Genomic DNA, 15,526 nt, shown 5'->3' on the forward strand with positions numbered 1-15,526 from the left:
TCCTCGCAATGACGAAAGATCCACTGACTAGCCCTGCTCGCCGTGTTTCGGTTTTCGCAAAAGATAAGTGCCGTGCAGCGGCGCATGATAATCGACAGAGGTGAGCTCGAAGCCGGCCTCGACCAGCATGCGTTCGATCACCCAGCCGAACGTCGAATACTCGTCGCGCATATGGGTGACGACGCTGTCACGGTTGAAATCGTGGTTACTGATCGAGAACTCGGCCCACTCGTCGACGTCGCGCTCGGTGCCGTCAGGCGTCCGCACGAACACGATGTCGCGCAGGTAAAAATTCGCGCCCGGCTTGAGCGCGGTGAAGATGCGCGACATCGCCACCGCCTTCCAGAAATCCGGCAGGTGATGCAGCGTGAATTCGCTGACGATCAGGTCATAGCTTTCGGGCTGATAGGCAAAGCTCAATAGCCCCGCCGACTGGGTGCGGATCGCGACCTTGCGGTCTCTCGCCTCGACTTGCGCCAGCGCCAGCATAGCCGGCGAAATATCGATGGCGTCGACCTCGGCGCCCATCAGCGCCGCCTCGCACGCGAACAGGCCGTTGCCGCAGCCGATATCGGCGACGCGCCAGCCTTTCTTGACGCCCAGCATGACAAGCGCGGCGCGCGCACGCAGATCGCGGTCACTCTCGCGATCGAACAGCGAGGCCACGGCAGAATCGATGCCGACCTTTCGGCGTTGGTTATAGAACCAGTCGCGCGCCAGCATGGCTCACATCCCCTCGGCTCCGCGGCCGATGGCGGCGACGCCCGTACGCGACACTTCGACCAGGCCGAGCGGGCGCATCAGGTCGACGAACTGGTTGATCTTCGACGAATTGCCGGTGATCTCGAACACGAAGCTCTCCGTGGTGGCGTCGATCACGCGGGCGCGGAATGCTTCCGCAAGCCGCAGCGCCTCGACGCGATGCTCGCCCGACCCGCGCACCTTCACCATCGCAAGCTCACGCTCGATCGAGCGTCCCAGCAGCGTCATGTCGACGACGCGATAGACCGGCACCATGCGGTCGAGCTGATGCTTGATCTGCTCGATCACCATTGGCGTGCCCGTGGTGACGATGGTGATGCGCGAGAGATGCTTCTGGCTTTCGGTCTCGGAGACGGTGAGGCTTTCGATGTTGTAGCCGCGCCCGGAGAATAGCCCGATGACGCGCGCGAGCACGCCCGGCTCGTTCTGCACCAGCACCGAGAGCGTATGCGATTCGTTCGGCGCCTTTTGTTCTTCCATGAAGTAGGCGGATGCGGGCTGGTTCATTGGTGTCCCCTTAATTTCATCGGCATCACGCCACCATCGTCTTCTGGGCGGCGGGCTCCGCCATCACCCATTTGCGAAACAGCTCGAAATCGATATTGCCGCCGCTCAGAATCAGACCAACGCGTTTTCCCCGCAGCCTTGCCTTTTCCTGGAGAGCAGCCGCGAGCGCTGCGGCGCCCGCGCCCTCGCTGAGATTATGCGTGTCGGTCCAAAGGTAGCGGATGGCGCTGCCGATCTCATCGTCGGTCACCTCGACGATGTGCGAGGCGCCCTTGCGAATGATGTCGAACGCTTCGACGTCGGGCACGCGCGTCGCCATACCATCGGCACGGGTGTTGCTGGAGTTGGTGCTGACGACCTTGCCGGCCTTGAGCGACAGCGCGTAGGACGGCGCCTCGGTCGACTGCACGCCAACGATTTCGGTCTTCAGGCCGAGCAGATCGCGCGCGAGGATGCAGCCCGAGATGCCCGAACCTTGCCCGATCGGCACGTACAGCACGTCGAGATCAGGCGAGTTGCGAAACAGTTCGAGCGCGTAGGTCGAAACGCCCAGCACGAGGTCGCGGTGGAAGGACGGCACGATGTGCAAGCCCTCGCGCTGCGCATGGCGCTCGCACTCCTCGCGTGCTTCCTGAAAGTCGGCGCCATATTCGACGAGGTGAGCGCCGAACGCCTTCATCGCGCGGTTCTTCTCGGTCGAATTGCCATGCGGCACGTAGATCGTCGCCGGCACGCCATAGCGCGCAGCGGCGAAAGCCAGGCTCTGACCGTGATTGCCGCGCGTCGCAGAGATAATGCCTGAGACCAGCGGCTGCTCGCGCTTGAGGCGCTCCATGAAAACGAGCCCGCCGCGCACCTTGAAGGCGCCGATCGGCGTGTGGTTCTCGTGCTTGACGACGACGCTGGTGCCGAGCCGCTCACTCAGCAGCGGCCACGCATGCGCGGCCGTCGGCGGCATCGCCGCATGGACGATCTGCTCTGCGCTTTCGAGTTCGGCGAGGCTAAACATGGTCACACCAGCGCCTTGCCGCTCGCAAACGCTTCCGCGGTTGCCTCGTCGTTGGCTTCCGCCGGAAGCAGCATCTCGTTATGCGCCTTGCCGGACGGGATCATCGGGAAGCAGTTCTCCAGCGCGGCGACACGGCAATCGAACAGCACCGGCCGCTTGACCTTGATCATCTCCTTGATCGCGCCCTCGAGATCGCCGGGCTTGGTTGCCTGCAGGCCGACGCAGCCATAGGCATCCGCGAGCTTGACGAAGTCAGGCAACGCCTCGGAATAGGAATGCGACAGGCGATTGCCGTGCAGCAATTGCTGCCACTGCCGCACCATGCCCATGTACTGGTTGTTCAGGATGAAGATCTTGATCGGCAATTCATACTGAACCGCGGTCGACATTTCCTGCATCGTCATCTGCACGGAGGCATCGCCGGCGATATCGATGACGAGGCTGTCCGGATGCGCGACCTGCACGCCCAGCGCAGCGGGCAAGCCATAGCCCATGGTGCCGAGGCCGCCGGAAGTCATCCAGCGGTGCGGCTCCTCGAAGCCGAAGAACTGCGCCGCCCACATCTGGTGCTGGCCGACTTCGGTCGTGATGTAGGTGTCCTTGCCGCGCGTCGCCTCGAACAGCTTCTGGATCGCGAATTGCGGCAGGATGACATCGTTGTTCTTCTTGTAGGACAGCGAATTGCGCGCGCGCCATTTCGCGACCTGCGCCCACCAGGCCTTGATATCCGGCTTCTTCGCCTCGGCCTTGAACACCTGCAGGAGATCGCCGAGCACGTTGCCGGCATCGCCGATGATCGGCACATCGACACGGATGTTCTTGTTGATCGACGACGGATCGATGTCGATGTGGATCTTCTTCGAGCCCGGCGAGAACGCGTCCGTGCGCCCGGTGATGCGGTCGTCGAAGCGCGCGCCGACGCACAGCATGACGTCGCAATCATGCATCGCCATGTTGGCCTCGTAAGTGCCGTGCATGCCGAGCATACCCAGCCAGTTCTTGCCCGAGGCCGGATAGGCGCCGAGCCCCATCAGCGTCGAGGTGATCGGGAATCCGGTGACCTCGACCAGCTCGCGCAGCAGCTTTGAGGCCTCATTGCCGGAATTGATGACGCCGCCGCCGGAATAGATCACTGGGCGTTTGGCATTGGCCAGCAGCGCGACCGCCTTGCGGATCGCCATCGCGTCGCCCTTGACGCGCGGCGCGTACGACACATGCACGTCGGACTTGCGCGGCGGATGGTAGGTGCCGGTCGCAAACTGAACGTCCTTCGGCACGTCGACGACAACCGGTCCGGGACGGCCGGTGGTTGCGACGTAAAACGCCTCGTGCAGCACTTTCGCCAGATCATTGACGTTGCGCACCAGCCAGTTGTGCTTGGTGCAGGGTCGCGTGATGCCGACCGTGTCGCATTCCTGGAACGCATCGTTGCCGATCAGATGCGTCGGAACTTGACCTGTGATGCAGACCAGCGGGATCGAATCCATCAGCGCGTCGGTGAGCGCGGTCACCATGTTGGTGGCGCCGGGCCCCGACGTCACCAGCACGACGCCCGGCTTGCCGGTCGAGCGCGCATAGCCTTCCGCCGCGTGACCGGCGCCCTGCTCGTGCCGGACCAGAATGTGCTCGACGTCGCTCTGCTGGAAAATCTCGTCATAGATCGGAAGCACCGCGCCGCCGGGATAGCCGAAGAGGTGCTGGACGCCATGATCGATGAGCGCGCGCACGATCATGGCGGCTCCCGTCATCTGGTTCGGATCGTGGCTCTTGTCACTCATGGCGTATTCCTTGGCTGGCTCAGGATGCGCCGCTTTTGGCGCGATGGTCTCGTTGGTCTGGTCTGGGAAATAAAAAAGGACCCGAAGAGGGCCCTGGCGCACCGTCCGAATGTGGATGGCATCTAGCCATCCCCGGCGGCGCGCCAAGGTACGACTACGATAAGGAGTTTGGTAATAATATTGCGCATCGGACCGAATATACTTCCCAAAGGTTGCGCGAACATACTGGCCATCAGGCGAAAGTCAAGCCATCGGCGCCGGTTCACGCTCAATTGGAAGTGTAGCGGGCTTCGCGGCATTCGGCGAGGGTGAATTTTGGGTTTCTGCGATGGGGCATGCTCTCTCGCCTCGTCATGCCCGGCCTTGTGCCGGGCATCCACGTCTTACTTCTTCGCCGCTGGGCCAAAGACGTGGATGGCCGGGACGAGCCCGGCCATGACAGCTCAACCACTGACCTGATCCACCCACGCGCCCGCCGCCTCGGACGTCATCCATTCGAACTCGCCCAGTTGATGCCGAAACCAGGTGAACTGCCGCTTGGCGTAATGGCGCGTGTCGGCGCGGCCGATCTCGCTGGCCTCCTCGCGCGTGATCTCGCCTTTCAAGTGGCGGATCAGCGCCGGCACGCCGTGCGCCTTCATCGCGGGAAGAAGCGGGTCGAGCTTGCGCGCGGCAAGCTTTTCAACTTCCTCCAGCGCGCCTTCCTTCAGCATCGCCTCAAATCGCGCATCGATGCGCGCATAGAGCACGTCGCGCTCGGGGGAAAGAAACAGCGCGCGAAAGGAGCCCGGCGGCAGCAGTGGTGGCAGGCCCTCGCGATGCCAATCGGTGAGCGAACGCCCTGTCGCCTCCATCACTTCCAGCGCGCGCGCAATGCGGATGCGATCGCGCGGCTTGAGCTTCTCGGCGTAAGGCGCGTCGCGTCGCGCGAGTTCGGCATGCAGCGCCTCGACGCCGTCGCGTTCCAGCCGCGCGCGCACGGCCTCGCGCACCTCAGGCGGAATCGGCGGCACGGCCGACAGACCGCGCGTCAGCGCCTTGAAGTAGAGGCCGGAACCGCCGATAAAGATCGGCAAGCGATGTTGCGCGCGCGCCTCGGCGAGCACGCGTCTCGCATCGTTCACCCAGGCGCCGGCGGAAAAATTCACGGACGCATCGACGTGGCCATAGAGCCGGTGCGGAACTTCGGTTTCTTCGTCGGGCGTGGGGCGCGCGGTGAGCACGGAGAGGTCGCGATAGACCTGCATGGAATCGGTATTGATCACGACCCCGCCGGTCTTGCGGGCAAGCGCAAGCGCGAGCGCCGACTTGCCGCTGGCGGTCGGCCCTGCGATAAGCACGGCAGTCTTGTCGTGATCCAGCGAATTCATGTCCCTCGTCGCCACACTGATCTGCAACCCGGCCAATCCCGCCCTCGATAGCACGGTGCTCGACGGCGCGCGCACCATTCTCCCCTCGCCCGGCCCTGCAAGATGGCTGTGGGACGAAGTCGCCGCCGATATTCCCTTCGGCGACGGCCACGAGGACATGGCTGCGATCACTGAGCGGCTGCGCGAGGCGCGTCAGGATCTGCCGATCGATATCGTCGTGCAGCCGATCGCAACGCGGCGCAAGAAGCTTTTTTTGGCCGATATGGATTCCACCATGATCGGCCAGGAATGCATCGACGAACTCGCCGACTTCGTCGGGCTGAAAGCGCATGTCGCAGGGATCACCGAGCGTGCGATGCGCGGCGAGATCGCCTTCGAGCCCGCGCTGCGCGAGCGCGTGGCGTTGCTCAAGGGATTGTCGGTCGACGTCGTCGACAAGGTGATCGCGGAGCGCATCACGCTGACGCCGGGCGGCCGCGAGCTTGTCATGACCATGCGCGCGCAGGGCGCCTACACCTGTCTGATCTCGGGCGGCTTCACGCTGTTCACGCGGGCGATCGCCAAGAAAATCGGCTTTGCCGAAAACCGCGGCAACGAACTGATCATCGAGAGCGGCAAACTGACCGGTGAGGTCAAGGAGCCCATCATCGGCCGCGACGCCAAGCTCGCCACATTGACCGAGCTGCGCGAGAGCTTCGATCTCGACAATATCGACACGCTGGTCGCCGGCGACGGCGCCAACGATCTCGGCATGATTCAACAAGCAGGCCTCGGCGTCGCCTACCATGCCAAGCCGGCGGTCGCAGCGAGCGCCGCCGCGCGCATCGATCACGGCGACCTCACAGCATTGCTCTACGCGCAGGGTTTTACGCGCGAAGAATTTGTTTCGTGACCGGTGGTCGCACGAAACCTGTTTGAAACAGTTGAAGCTATCTCACGGAGAATCATCGTCCACGCGCAGGGCAACAAACGAAATATTCTTCATCTTGCGTAGGGATATTGATCTCGCCATATCGTCGTCAGTGATTTGTCAAACGGTCATGCGACTGCTTTGAACCAAATCACATGGGGAAGAGTCCAAGGATGCGAAACGTGATCGCGAAACGCGCGGTTGCGACAATCGAAATCCAAAGGATCTCTTCCATGCAACGTCCCTTCGTCAAAACTCTTCTCGCCTCCACCTTTGTCGCCTTCGCTGTTGGCGGCGCCGCCGTCGCCGGCGAGTTGCCCACATACGAAGTCTCGTCGTTCCCGGCGACGCCCGTACAGGTCTCGGTGATGGGCGGAGCGAACGTCCAGGAACAGGCTGCGGCGCCGATGCTGACGCGCAACAACATGCCCGCTTCGCCGGTACAGCTCAGCGTGCTGACGCCGCGCCACAAGACCACAGCCTCGCTGACGAACGAGACCACGGTCGGCGCGGCGCGCGCGAACTAGCAAGGATTAAGATTGTCATTCCGGGATGGTCCGCAAGGACCAGACCCGGAATCTCGAGATTCCGGGTTCGATGCGTCGCATCGCCCCGGAATGACTGTGATTACTGCACGCTCAGCGCGACGAAGCGCAGTTCGCCGTCGGCATTCGAGACCAGCAGCAGCACGGATTTCTTGCCGTCCTTCTTCAGCTGATCGACGCGCTTCTTGATATCGGCGGCGCTAGCGACCGCCTCCTGCGCCACTTCGACGATCACGTCGCCGGCAGAGAGCCGCTTGTCGGCAGCGTCGGAGGCATTGTCCACGCCGGTGACGAGCACGCCCTTGACGCTGTCCTTGATCTTGTAACGGCTGCGCAGGTCCTTGCTCAGATTGGCAAGGTCGAGGCCGAGCGCCTTTTGCGTCACCAGCTTTTCCGGCTCCGGCGCCGACTTCGCCGCAGCCGGTTGCGGCTTTTCGCCGTCCTCGAGCCGGCCGAGCGTGACGCGCTTGGTCTGCTCCTGCCCCTTGCGGATGATGACGACATCGACCTCCTTGCCGACCGCGGTATCCGCGACGACGCGCGACAGATCCTTCGGCTCCTTGATGTCCTTGCCGTCGAAGGTGACGACGACATCGCCGGGTTCGATACCGGCGGGCTTTGCCGGGCCCTTGTCGTCGATGCCGGCGATCAGCGCGCCGCGCGCCGGCTTGATGTTGAGGCTTTCGGCGATCTCGTCGGTCACCTGCTGAATCCGCACGCCGAGCCAGCCGCGGCGCAGTTCGCCGAACTGCCGGAGCTGGTCGACCACGCCGGCCACGGTTCGCGATGGCACAGCAAAGCCGATGCCGATCGAGCCGCCGGTCGGCGAAATGATCAGCGTATTGACGCCGATCACTTCGCCGTCGAGGTTGAAAAGCGGTCCGCCGGAATTACCGCGATTGATGGCGGCGTCGGTCTGGATGTAGTTGTCGTAGGGACCCGAGGCGATGTCACGGTTGCGCGCCGAGACGATGCCCGCAGTCACCGTGCCGCCGAGGCTGAACGGGTTGCCGATGGCGATCACCCATTCGCCGAGACGCAGCTTGTCGGAATCGCCGAACTTCACCGCCGTCAGCGGATGCGGCGGCTTGAATTTCAGCACCGCAAGATCGGTCTTCTTGTCGATACCGACGATCTCGGCCTTGATCTTGGTGCCGTCATTCAGGATCACGTTGATCTCGTCGGCGTCGGCGATGACGTGATTGTTGGTCACGACGACGCCGGATGTGTCGATGATGAAGCCGGAGCCGAGCGAGTTGGTCTTGTGCGGCTGCAGGTCGCCGCCGCGCTGGCCGCCGGGACCGCGCCGGTTCTTGAAGAAGTCGTCGAAGAATTCCTCGAAGGGCGAGCCGGGCGGCAGCTGCGGCGTGGCGCCGCGTCCCTCGCCGGGGCCACCCTTGGCCTCGACGGTTTGCGAGGTCGAGATGTTGACCACCGCGTCGATCACTTTCTCGGCAACATCGGCGATGCCGTCAGGTCCGCGCGCCATTGCCGGCGCGACCGGGATCAAAAGCGTCGCCGCACCCAGGCATGCCGCCGCCAGCACGGGGCGCAGGCCATGGCGCAAGGCATTGGTTGCAACGGTCATATGGGTTCTCTTTTTTGAAGGCGCAAAACTTTGGCGGTCACAGTGCGCCCGAAGGGGTAGCCGCGCAAGCTTTTGAGCCCACCATTTCGGCGAAAAACAGACGCTGCCAAAACGGGCAGTTAGGAACTTCAGTTGGGCGGCTTAGCGGCGAACCAGCCAGATCAGGATCAGGCCGACCACCGCCGAACCGATGCCGACGGCGCGCAAAATATGATCGGGTGTCTCAAGGGCGCTTTTCATCGCCCGCTTGAGCCAGACGGGCGCGGCTGCGAACATCAGCCCTTCGATCACAAACAGGATACCCACACCGATGAGGAAGTCGGCGAACGCTATGGACCTCATCGGATGAAAACCTCCCGCTTGAAAAACTTTTTTGTTTTATGGCCGAAGCGAATTTCGCTTCGGCCATAACTCAAGGCTTTGCCGGCGCCGCCGGTGCGGCGGCGGCCGCGGCCGCCGGCTTGTTGCCGGCGGCGCTGCCGAAGTACCTGAAGAAATCCGAATCCGGGCGCAACAGGAAGCGCGTATCGTTGCTCTTGAAGCCGGTCTCGTAGGCCGACATCGAACGATAGAACGCGAAGAAGTCCGGATCCTTGCTGTAGGCCTCGGCAAACAGGCGGTTGCGCTCGGCATCGCCCTCACCGCGGATCTGCTCGGCCTTGGAGTTGGCCTCGGCCACGATCACGGTCGCCTCACGATCGGCGTTGGACGTGATCTCCTGCGCCTTCTGTTTGCCCTGAGCACGGAACTCGGCGGCCTCGCGCTGCCGTTCGGTCTTCATGCGCTGATAGACCGCCTGGCTGTTCTGATCGGGCAAGTCGGCGCGGCGGATCCGTACGTCGACCACCTGGATGCCGTAGCTGCCGGCCTCGTGGTCGAGTTGGTCGCGGATTCGCGCCATCAACGCTTCACGCTGGTCGCGCACCACCTGGATCAGAGTGACTTCGCCGAGCACGCGGCGCAATCCGGAGTTCAGCAGCGTCGTGAGCTGGAGATTGGCGGCCTGGATCGAGCCGACGCTCTGATAGAATTGCAGCGCGTCCTTGATGCGATAGCGCGCAAAGGCGTCGACAACGAGCCGCTTCTGGTCCGAAGCGATCACTTCCTGCGCGGGATTTTCCAGATCGAGAATGCGATTGTCGATCGGGATCACCGTGTCGATGAACGGCGCCTTGAAATGGAGGCCGGGATTGGTGACGACCTGCACGGGCGCGCCGAAGCGCACGACCAGTGCCTGTTCGGTCTGCTGCACGGCGAAGACCGAGCTATAGCCGACGACGATCAACAGCAGCAGCAGGAGCAGCAGCATAATGCCGGTGACGGGAGATCTCATCGTGCGCCTCCCGTGCCTTGCTGCGACTGGCCGGTTTGCGGCCGCCGTGACAGTTCGCTCAAGGGCAGATACGGCACGACGCCGCCCTGCCCCGCCGCTCCGCCGTCATAGACCAGCTTGTCGGAATTGCCGAGAATGCGCTCCATCGTTTCGAGATAGAGGCGCTCGCGCGTGACGTCAGGCGCCTTCTTGTATTCCTCGTAAACTTTAAGGAAACGCGCACTCTGGCCCTTGGCTTCGGCAATCGCCTGCTGCTTGTAGCCCTCGGCGCCCTGCACGATCTGCGCCGCGCTGCCGCGCGCTTGCGGCACAACCTGGTTGGCATAGGTCTGCGCCTGGTTTTGCGCGCTCTCGAGCTCGGTCTTCGCGTTCTGCACGTCGTTGAACGACTGGATCACGTCGGCCGGCGGATTGACCTGCCCCATCTGCAATTGCTGGATCTGGATGCCCGAGCCGTAGCCGTCGAGCGTCTTCTGCATCAGCTCAAGCACCGCCTGCTGGATCTTGTCCCTGTCGTTGGTGAGAATGGGCTGGATGTCGGAACGACCGACCACTTCGCGCATCGCGCTTTCGGCCACCGCCTTCACGGTGCCTTCGGGGTTCTGGATGTTGAAAAGAAAATCGGCAGCGCCTTTCGGCTTGATCCGCCACAGCACCGTGAATTGCACATCGACGATGTTCTCGTCGCCGGTCAGCATCAGGCTTTCTTCCGGAACGTCGCGCCGGCCGTCGCGGCTGCGCCGCGGCGTGTCATCGGAGGAAAAGCCGATGTTGAGCGTCGAGACGCGGAGCGCTTTCGGCAACAACACGGCCTCGATCGGATAGGGCAGATGATAGCTCAGGCCGGGTCCGACGGTGCGCACAGCTTTGCCGAAACGAAGCACGACGCCGAGTTCATCGGGCTGGACGCGGAAGAAGCCCGACATGCCCCAGATCGCGAGCACGACCAGAAGCGCGAGCGCAACGCCAAGGCCCGAGAAATAGCCGCCGGGCAGGAATTGCTGCATGCGGTCCTGGGCGCGGCGCAGAAGGTCTTCGAGGTCAGGCGGCCTCGGTCCGCTTCCCGTCGGCTGCGGTCCGGAGCCCCATGGTCCCTTCGGACCCGAGCCCCAGGGCCCTCCGCCCTGATTCTTCCACGCCATTCAACATCTCCCAGGCAAGAGCGTTTTCGGCCCGATCGGGCCCCGCCCTGCAGCGCCCGCTTTATAGGGGACGGCACCTTCCCTTACAACGCGCTGCTTTCGCCCGAAGCAGCTATGCCGGTGGGGCAATTTGTCAATGTTAACATTGGATAATGCGGTTAATCCGGCTTTCGCCGCCGCCAGGTGACGAAGGAGAACGGGACACTGTCATCCGGTCCGGCCGGATTTTCGGTTCGCGCCACCTCTTCCCAAACCGTCTTGTCTATTGGCGCAAAACGCGTATCGCCCTCAGGGCTTGCGTGAACTTCGGTGACCTCCAGGCGCGTCGCGCGGTCCATCCAGAGGGCATAGATTTCAGCCCCGCCGATGACGGCGATTTCAGTGACGAAACGCCGCAGCGCATCGCCCTTCGCAACGTCCAGCGCGGCGTCGAGCGACGTCGCCACGACCGCACCATTGGCTCGAAATGCCGCATCCCGCGTCATCACGATATTGGTGCGCCCGGCCAAGGGGCGGCGCAGCGAGAGGAAGGTCTTGCGGCCCATCACGACCGGCTTGCCTGATGTCAGCGCCTTGAAGTGCTGCATGTCGGTCTTGAGCCGCCACGGGATCGCGCCATCGGCGCCGATCACGCCATTGTCGGCGACGGCGACAATGTGCACGATCTCGATCGCCATCAGCGCTGTCCTTCTGCGAGCTGATGTAGCGCGGGACCGGCGACCTTGCAGAGCGTCCACTCGTCTAGCAAGACCGCGCCGAGCGACTTGTAGAAGGCGATCGACGGCGCATTCCAGTCGAGCACCGACCATTGCAGGCGCGACCAGTTGTTCGTCACGCATTCTTTCGCCAAATGAGACAGCAACGCCTTGCCGATGCCCTTGCCGCGAAATGCAGGCCGCACGAACAGATCTTCCAGATAGATTCCTGAGCGGCCCGAGAAGGTCGAGAAATTGATGAACCACACCGCAAAGCCCACGACCTCCCCATTCCATTCCGCGATATCGCAGAACAGCCGCGGATGCGCGCCGAACAGCGCGTCGGCGATCATGGCGTCCGTGGCTTCGACCTCGTGCAGGAGCTTTTCGTATTCGGCGAGTTCGCGAACCAGCGCGAGCACGACGCCGGCTTCATCGGGGCGCGCGCGCCTTATGTTTAAGCTCACCGGTGCGGTGGATTTGACATTCGCTTCAGTTTCACCGCGGGCTGTCATAGCGAATGTCAAATCCAAAACCGCACCGAGAAATTTATGTTTGCCGTTGATCCTTTGATTTCAACATGCGCAAAAGCGCCAGCCGCGAAGACATGCGCATGTTGAAATCGGATCAAACAGCGACCTTGGCCTTGATGTGCGGATGCGGATCGTAGCCTTCGAGCACGAAGTCTTCGGAACGGAAGCCGAAGATGTCCTTGACCGCAGGATTGATCTTCATTGTCGGCAACGCCTTTGGGGCGCGCGTCAGTTGCAGCCGCGCCTGCTCGACGTGATTGGAATAAAGATGCACGTCGCCGAAGGAATGCACGAATTCACCGGCCTTCAATCCCGTCACCTGCGCCACCATCATGGTGAGCAGCGCATAGGAGGCGATGTTGAAGGGCACGCCGAGAAACACGTCGGCCGAGCGCTGATAAAGCTGGCAGGACAATTTGCCGTTCGCTACATAAAACTGGAACAGGCAGTGGCACGGCGGCAGCGCCATCTGATCGATCTCGGCCGGATTCCAGGCGCTGACGATCAGGCGCCGCGAGTCCGGATTGCGCTTGATCATCTCGACGACATTGGCGATCTGGTCGATCTTGCGCCCGTCCGGAGCCGGCCATGAGCGCCACTGCAACCCATAGACCGGACCGAGATCGCCATTGGCGTCGGCCCATTCGTCCCAGATGGTGACGCCATTGTCGCGCAGATATTTGATGTTGGTGTCGCCTTTCAGGAACCACAAAAGCTCGTGGATGATCGCCTTCAGCGGCAGCCGCTTGGTGGTCAGCATCGGAAAACCCGCCGCCAGATTGAAACGCATCTGGTGACCGAAGACCGAGATCGTGCCGGTGCCGGTTCGGTCGGACTTTTCGACGCCGTCGGCCAGGATTCGTTCGAGCAGGTCGTGATACTGGATCATATGCGTTCGCAGGCGGTTCGGATGGGCGTTCGTCGGACCGGCAGTTTTAACGGCGGGTCGGGCCGTTCGACATGCCGATTCGTCGCCAATACGCTCTTATACCCCGAAAAGTGAGCATTCGGCCCGGCTCCGGCAAGACCGGAACCCCGGCTCAAAACCTCACCCGATCAGGCCGGCAAAGCCCAGCGCGCCGCCGGCGACCAGCATCCACAGCGGGTTGAGTTTTGTCATGGAGGCCAGCACAGCCGCGCCGATCGTGACAAGCGTCGCCACCACCGTCCGGTCCGAGGTGCGCGCCAGGATAAAGCCGCTGGCGCCCATCAACCCGATCGACAGCGGCACCAGCGCCGTCTGGATGATGCCGGGCCAGCGCGACTCGCTGGCGCGGGTCAAAAAGCGGCTGACGATCAAGGCCAGCACCGCCGTCGGCACGCACATCGCAATTGTCGCCACCAGCGCCCCCAAAAGTCCCGCCACCGAATAACCGATCAGGGTGACGATCAAGACGTTCGGTCCGGGCGACAATTGCGCAATGGCGTAGACGTCGGTGAACTGCTTGTCGGTCAGCCAATGGTTCACGTCGACCGCAACGCGATGCATTTCCGGGATAGCCGAATTGGCGCCGCCAACCGCAAACAGCGACATCACGGCAAATGTCCAGGCCAGCGTCACGACCGGATTGGAATCGGAGTTCATGCCGGCTGCCTCCGCACCCACCAGGTGATCGCGATCGAGATCGGTATGGCCACAATGAGCACCAGCGGCAGCGGCAAACGCACGATGCCGATGGCAATGAAGACCACGGCCATGACGAGTAGCGCGATGACGTCGCGCCGCTTGAACAGCGGCGTCATCATCCGGAACACCACCGCGAGCATCAAACCGATCGCGGCGCAGGCGACGCCTGACAGGATGCGGCGCAGCGCATCGATCTCGCCATAACGGTGATAGAGCACGCCCATGATCACCATGATCAGCGCCGGCGGGCCGACCAGTCCGGAGAACGCCGCGATCGCGCCGGGAATGCCGCGAAGGCGCGAACCGAACACGAAAGTGAGATTGACGATGTTGGGACCAGGCAGGAAATGGCAGAGCGCAAAGGTCTCGTTGAACTCGTCCGCCGTCATCCATTTGTGCTGGTCGACGATGCCGCGCCGCGCCCACACCAGCACGCCGCCAAAACCCGCCAGCGACATCTTGGCGAAGGCGACAAAGAGCGTGATGAGGCTGGGTGGGGATTTGGAGATATCCGGCGCGGTGACGGCGGCCGATGACGAATCCGGTGGCATGACCTCATTTAAAGGGAGGCCCGTAATGGGCCAACCCTTAATCCGGCATATCCACCCTTCTCACCCCTCCGGGCATTTGGACCATCGGGTTTCCCCAAAGCTTAGTGTTTCCAGCACTTTTCCGGCACTGTCTTTCTCAACCTTTGCGCCCTATATTGAGGGTGCCGGCTCGCTGGCTATGGAAATAAATGACCGTCGCAATAAACCATTCGGACCCGGGGGCAGTACCCGGCGCCTCCACCAAAACCCACTGAAAAGACCACTGAAAGAGTGGGTTTCGGCGGGGGCGAAACAGGATCGACGAGGGCGTAAAGGGCGTGTTTTTTCTCGGTATGGTTCCGCCGATATCGGGCCATGCAATAGTTGCAAACGACAACTATGCTCCGGTTGCTCAGGCTGCGTAACGCAGTTTGAAAGACCATCTTAAAGTCCTAGCGGGTTAAGCTCCGTTAGGCGGGGTTCGGAGGCACCTGGCAACAGAAGCCTCCACTTCCTTTCTTTTGCCGGGACCAATCGCCCTGCTGACCTCTTGGAAGGAGCGGGGTACGATAGGGAACCCGTTTTCCGAGTCGGCCGCGACCGCTGGCATCTTCGGGAAAACATCATAGTTTCAAAATCGCGCGACAGGACCGATCATGGCGACCGATCACATCCGATATGACGTACTGGCCCGCGACGCGCTGCGCGGGGTGCTGCGTCGCGTGCTGGCGGATGCCGCCGAGCATGGCCTGCCGGGCGACCATCATTTCTTCATAACCTTCACCTCGACGGCCGAGGGCGTAAAGCTGTCGCCGCGCCTGCTGGCGCAATATCCGGAGGAGATGACCGTCATCCTCCAGCACCAGTTCTGGGACCTGGTGGTGACGGAAGACCGCTTCGAGGTCGGCCTGTCATTCGGCGGAATCCCCGAGCGCCTCGTCGTTCCCTTCAGCGCGATCAAGAGCTTCTTCGATCCGTCGGTGCAGTTCGGCCTGCAATTCGAGACCACTGACGCGGCCGCGACCGCCGAGGAAGGCGAGGCCGCGCCCGCACCTGCAACCTCCGCCTTGCCGTCGCCGGTTGCGGAGGAAAAGGACGAGGTGGAAAAGCCGGCCGAGGGCGCCGAAGTGGTACGGCTCGATCGCTTCCGCAAGAAATAACGGCCCGCTGCCACTCCCTGACGGTGCCGAAAATCCA

17 protein-coding genes and 1 other RNA gene are annotated in these 15,526 nt (G+C 62.6%); 4 read left to right on the top strand and 14 right to left on the bottom strand.

All coding sequences use genetic code 11. The features are described 5' to 3' along the window. Positions 1-27: 27 nt before the first annotated feature. From VFB05_RS01670 to miaA, 5 genes are all read right to left on the bottom strand, one after another. Entirely contained in the window at positions 28-723 is a 696-nt protein-coding gene (locus VFB05_RS01670) for a class I SAM-dependent methyltransferase (RefSeq protein ID WP_325008093.1), read from the bottom strand. Between the two features lie 3 nt (positions 724-726). Next, entirely contained in the window at positions 727-1,269 is a 543-nt protein-coding gene (gene ilvN / locus VFB05_RS01675) for an acetolactate synthase small subunit (protein WP_325008095.1), read from the bottom strand. A 25-nt stretch (positions 1,270-1,294) separates the two neighbouring features. Further along, positions 1,295-2,278: a threonine dehydratase gene (locus VFB05_RS01680; protein WP_325008293.1), complete on the bottom strand. Its 984-nt coding sequence runs from the start codon at positions 2,276-2,278 to the stop codon at positions 1,295-1,297. 2 nt (positions 2,279-2,280) lie between these two features. After that, a complete protein-coding gene (locus VFB05_RS01685; protein WP_325008097.1) occupies positions 2,281-4,056 on the bottom strand; it encodes an acetolactate synthase 3 large subunit in 1,776 nt (591 codons plus the stop codon). Positions 4,057-4,499: 443 nt separating this feature from the next. Next, complete coding sequence (gene miaA / locus VFB05_RS01690; RefSeq protein ID WP_325008099.1) at positions 4,500-5,426, bottom strand: tRNA (adenosine(37)-N6)-dimethylallyltransferase MiaA; 927 nt, start codon at positions 5,424-5,426, stop codon at positions 4,500-4,502. Here miaA and serB point away from each other — a divergent pair. Next, a complete protein-coding gene (gene serB, locus VFB05_RS01695; RefSeq protein WP_325008101.1) occupies positions 5,425-6,318 on the top strand; it encodes a phosphoserine phosphatase SerB in 894 nt (297 codons plus the stop codon). The two genes, miaA and serB, sit on opposite strands and share 2 nt — an antisense overlap. Positions 6,319-6,569: 251 nt before the next feature. Continuing rightward, positions 6,570-6,863, top strand: coding sequence for a hypothetical protein (locus VFB05_RS01700; RefSeq protein WP_325008103.1), 294 nt, complete (start codon positions 6,570-6,572; stop codon positions 6,861-6,863). A 100-nt stretch (positions 6,864-6,963) separates the two neighbouring features. Here the strand turns inward: VFB05_RS01700 and VFB05_RS01705 are convergent, their stop codons facing one another. From VFB05_RS01705 to VFB05_RS01745, 9 genes are all read right to left on the bottom strand, one after another. Beyond that, positions 6,964-8,469: a Do family serine endopeptidase gene (locus tag VFB05_RS01705; protein ID WP_325008105.1), complete on the bottom strand. Its 1,506-nt coding sequence runs from the start codon at positions 8,467-8,469 to the stop codon at positions 6,964-6,966. Between the two features lie 141 nt (positions 8,470-8,610). Further along, positions 8,611-8,811, bottom strand: coding sequence for a DUF2065 domain-containing protein (locus VFB05_RS01710; protein ID WP_325008107.1), 201 nt, complete (start codon positions 8,809-8,811; stop codon positions 8,611-8,613). A 70-nt stretch (positions 8,812-8,881) separates the two neighbouring features. Continuing rightward, on the bottom strand, positions 8,882-9,802 hold the full coding sequence (gene hflC, locus VFB05_RS01715) for a protease modulator HflC (RefSeq protein ID WP_325008109.1): 921 nt from the start codon (positions 9,800-9,802) through the stop codon (positions 8,882-8,884). Continuing rightward, the gene (gene hflK / locus VFB05_RS01720) at positions 9,799-10,944 is read right to left on the bottom strand and encodes an FtsH protease activity modulator HflK (RefSeq protein WP_325008111.1); all 1,146 of its coding nucleotides are present in this window, start codon (positions 10,942-10,944) and stop codon (positions 9,799-9,801) included. Before hflK ends, hflC begins: the two co-directional genes overlap by 4 nt. A gap of 158 nt (positions 10,945-11,102) precedes the next feature. Then, on the bottom strand, positions 11,103-11,615 hold the full coding sequence (locus VFB05_RS01725) for a dihydrofolate reductase (protein WP_325008295.1): 513 nt from the start codon (positions 11,613-11,615) through the stop codon (positions 11,103-11,105). A 5-nt stretch (positions 11,616-11,620) separates the two neighbouring features. After that, complete coding sequence (locus VFB05_RS01730; RefSeq protein ID WP_325008297.1) at positions 11,621-12,106, bottom strand: GNAT family N-acetyltransferase; 486 nt, start codon at positions 12,104-12,106, stop codon at positions 11,621-11,623. Positions 12,107-12,266: 160 nt separating this feature from the next. After that, the gene (locus tag VFB05_RS01735) at positions 12,267-13,061 is read right to left on the bottom strand and encodes a thymidylate synthase (RefSeq protein ID WP_325008112.1); all 795 of its coding nucleotides are present in this window, start codon (positions 13,059-13,061) and stop codon (positions 12,267-12,269) included. A gap of 159 nt (positions 13,062-13,220) precedes the next feature. Further along, the gene (locus tag VFB05_RS01740) at positions 13,221-13,757 is read right to left on the bottom strand and encodes a chromate transporter (RefSeq protein ID WP_325008114.1); all 537 of its coding nucleotides are present in this window, start codon (positions 13,755-13,757) and stop codon (positions 13,221-13,223) included. Further along, positions 13,754-14,350: a chromate transporter gene (locus tag VFB05_RS01745; RefSeq protein ID WP_325008116.1), complete on the bottom strand. Its 597-nt coding sequence runs from the start codon at positions 14,348-14,350 to the stop codon at positions 13,754-13,756. Before VFB05_RS01745 ends, VFB05_RS01740 begins: the two co-directional genes overlap by 4 nt. A gap of 124 nt (positions 14,351-14,474) precedes the next feature. On the opposite strand from VFB05_RS01745, the gene ssrA reads away from it, so the two are divergent. Both ssrA and VFB05_RS01755 read left to right on the top strand, forming a co-directional pair. Further along, positions 14,475-14,841: a transfer-messenger RNA gene (ssrA, locus tag VFB05_RS01750) on the top strand. A 144-nt stretch (positions 14,842-14,985) separates the two neighbouring features. Continuing rightward, a complete protein-coding gene (locus tag VFB05_RS01755; RefSeq protein ID WP_325008118.1) occupies positions 14,986-15,489 on the top strand; it encodes an SspB family protein in 504 nt (167 codons plus the stop codon). The last annotated feature ends 37 nt before the right edge of the window (positions 15,490-15,526 follow it).

Source organism: Bradyrhizobium sp. (assembly GCF_035652035.1).
Classification (GTDB): Bacteria; Pseudomonadota; Alphaproteobacteria; order Rhizobiales; family Xanthobacteraceae; genus Bradyrhizobium.

Excerpts from the sequence above, each read along its gene's own strand:
- VFB05_RS01670 (WP_325008093.1), bottom strand. The coding sequence starts at position 723 with ATGCTGGCGCGCGACTGGTTCTATAACCAACGCCGAAAGGTCGGCATC.
- ilvN (WP_325008095.1), bottom strand. The coding sequence starts at position 1,269 with ATGAACCAGCCCGCATCCGCCTACTTCATGGAAGAACAAAAGGCGCCG.
- VFB05_RS01680 (WP_325008293.1), bottom strand. The coding sequence starts at position 2,278 with ATGTTTAGCCTCGCCGAACTCGAAAGCGCAGAGCAGATCGTCCATGCG.
- VFB05_RS01685 (WP_325008097.1), bottom strand. The coding sequence starts at position 4,056 with ATGAGTGACAAGAGCCACGATCCGAACCAGATGACGGGAGCCGCCATG.
- serB (WP_325008101.1), top strand. The coding sequence starts at position 5,425 with ATGTCCCTCGTCGCCACACTGATCTGCAACCCGGCCAATCCCGCCCTC.
- miaA (WP_325008099.1), bottom strand. The coding sequence starts at position 5,426 with ATGAATTCGCTGGATCACGACAAGACTGCCGTGCTTATCGCAGGGCCG.
- VFB05_RS01700 (WP_325008103.1), top strand. The coding sequence starts at position 6,570 with ATGCAACGTCCCTTCGTCAAAACTCTTCTCGCCTCCACCTTTGTCGCC.
- VFB05_RS01705 (WP_325008105.1), bottom strand. The coding sequence starts at position 8,469 with ATGACCGTTGCAACCAATGCCTTGCGCCATGGCCTGCGCCCCGTGCTG.
- VFB05_RS01710 (WP_325008107.1), bottom strand. The coding sequence starts at position 8,811 with ATGAGGTCCATAGCGTTCGCCGACTTCCTCATCGGTGTGGGTATCCTG.
- hflC (WP_325008109.1), bottom strand. The coding sequence starts at position 9,802 with ATGAGATCTCCCGTCACCGGCATTATGCTGCTGCTCCTGCTGCTGCTG.
- hflK (WP_325008111.1), bottom strand. The coding sequence starts at position 10,944 with ATGGCGTGGAAGAATCAGGGCGGAGGGCCCTGGGGCTCGGGTCCGAAG.
- VFB05_RS01735 (WP_325008112.1), bottom strand. The coding sequence starts at position 13,061 with ATGATCCAGTATCACGACCTGCTCGAACGAATCCTGGCCGACGGCGTC.
- VFB05_RS01740 (WP_325008114.1), bottom strand. The coding sequence starts at position 13,757 with ATGAACTCCGATTCCAATCCGGTCGTGACGCTGGCCTGGACATTTGCC.
- VFB05_RS01745 (WP_325008116.1), bottom strand. The coding sequence starts at position 14,350 with ATGCCACCGGATTCGTCATCGGCCGCCGTCACCGCGCCGGATATCTCC.
- VFB05_RS01755 (WP_325008118.1), top strand. The coding sequence starts at position 14,986 with ATGGCGACCGATCACATCCGATATGACGTACTGGCCCGCGACGCGCTG.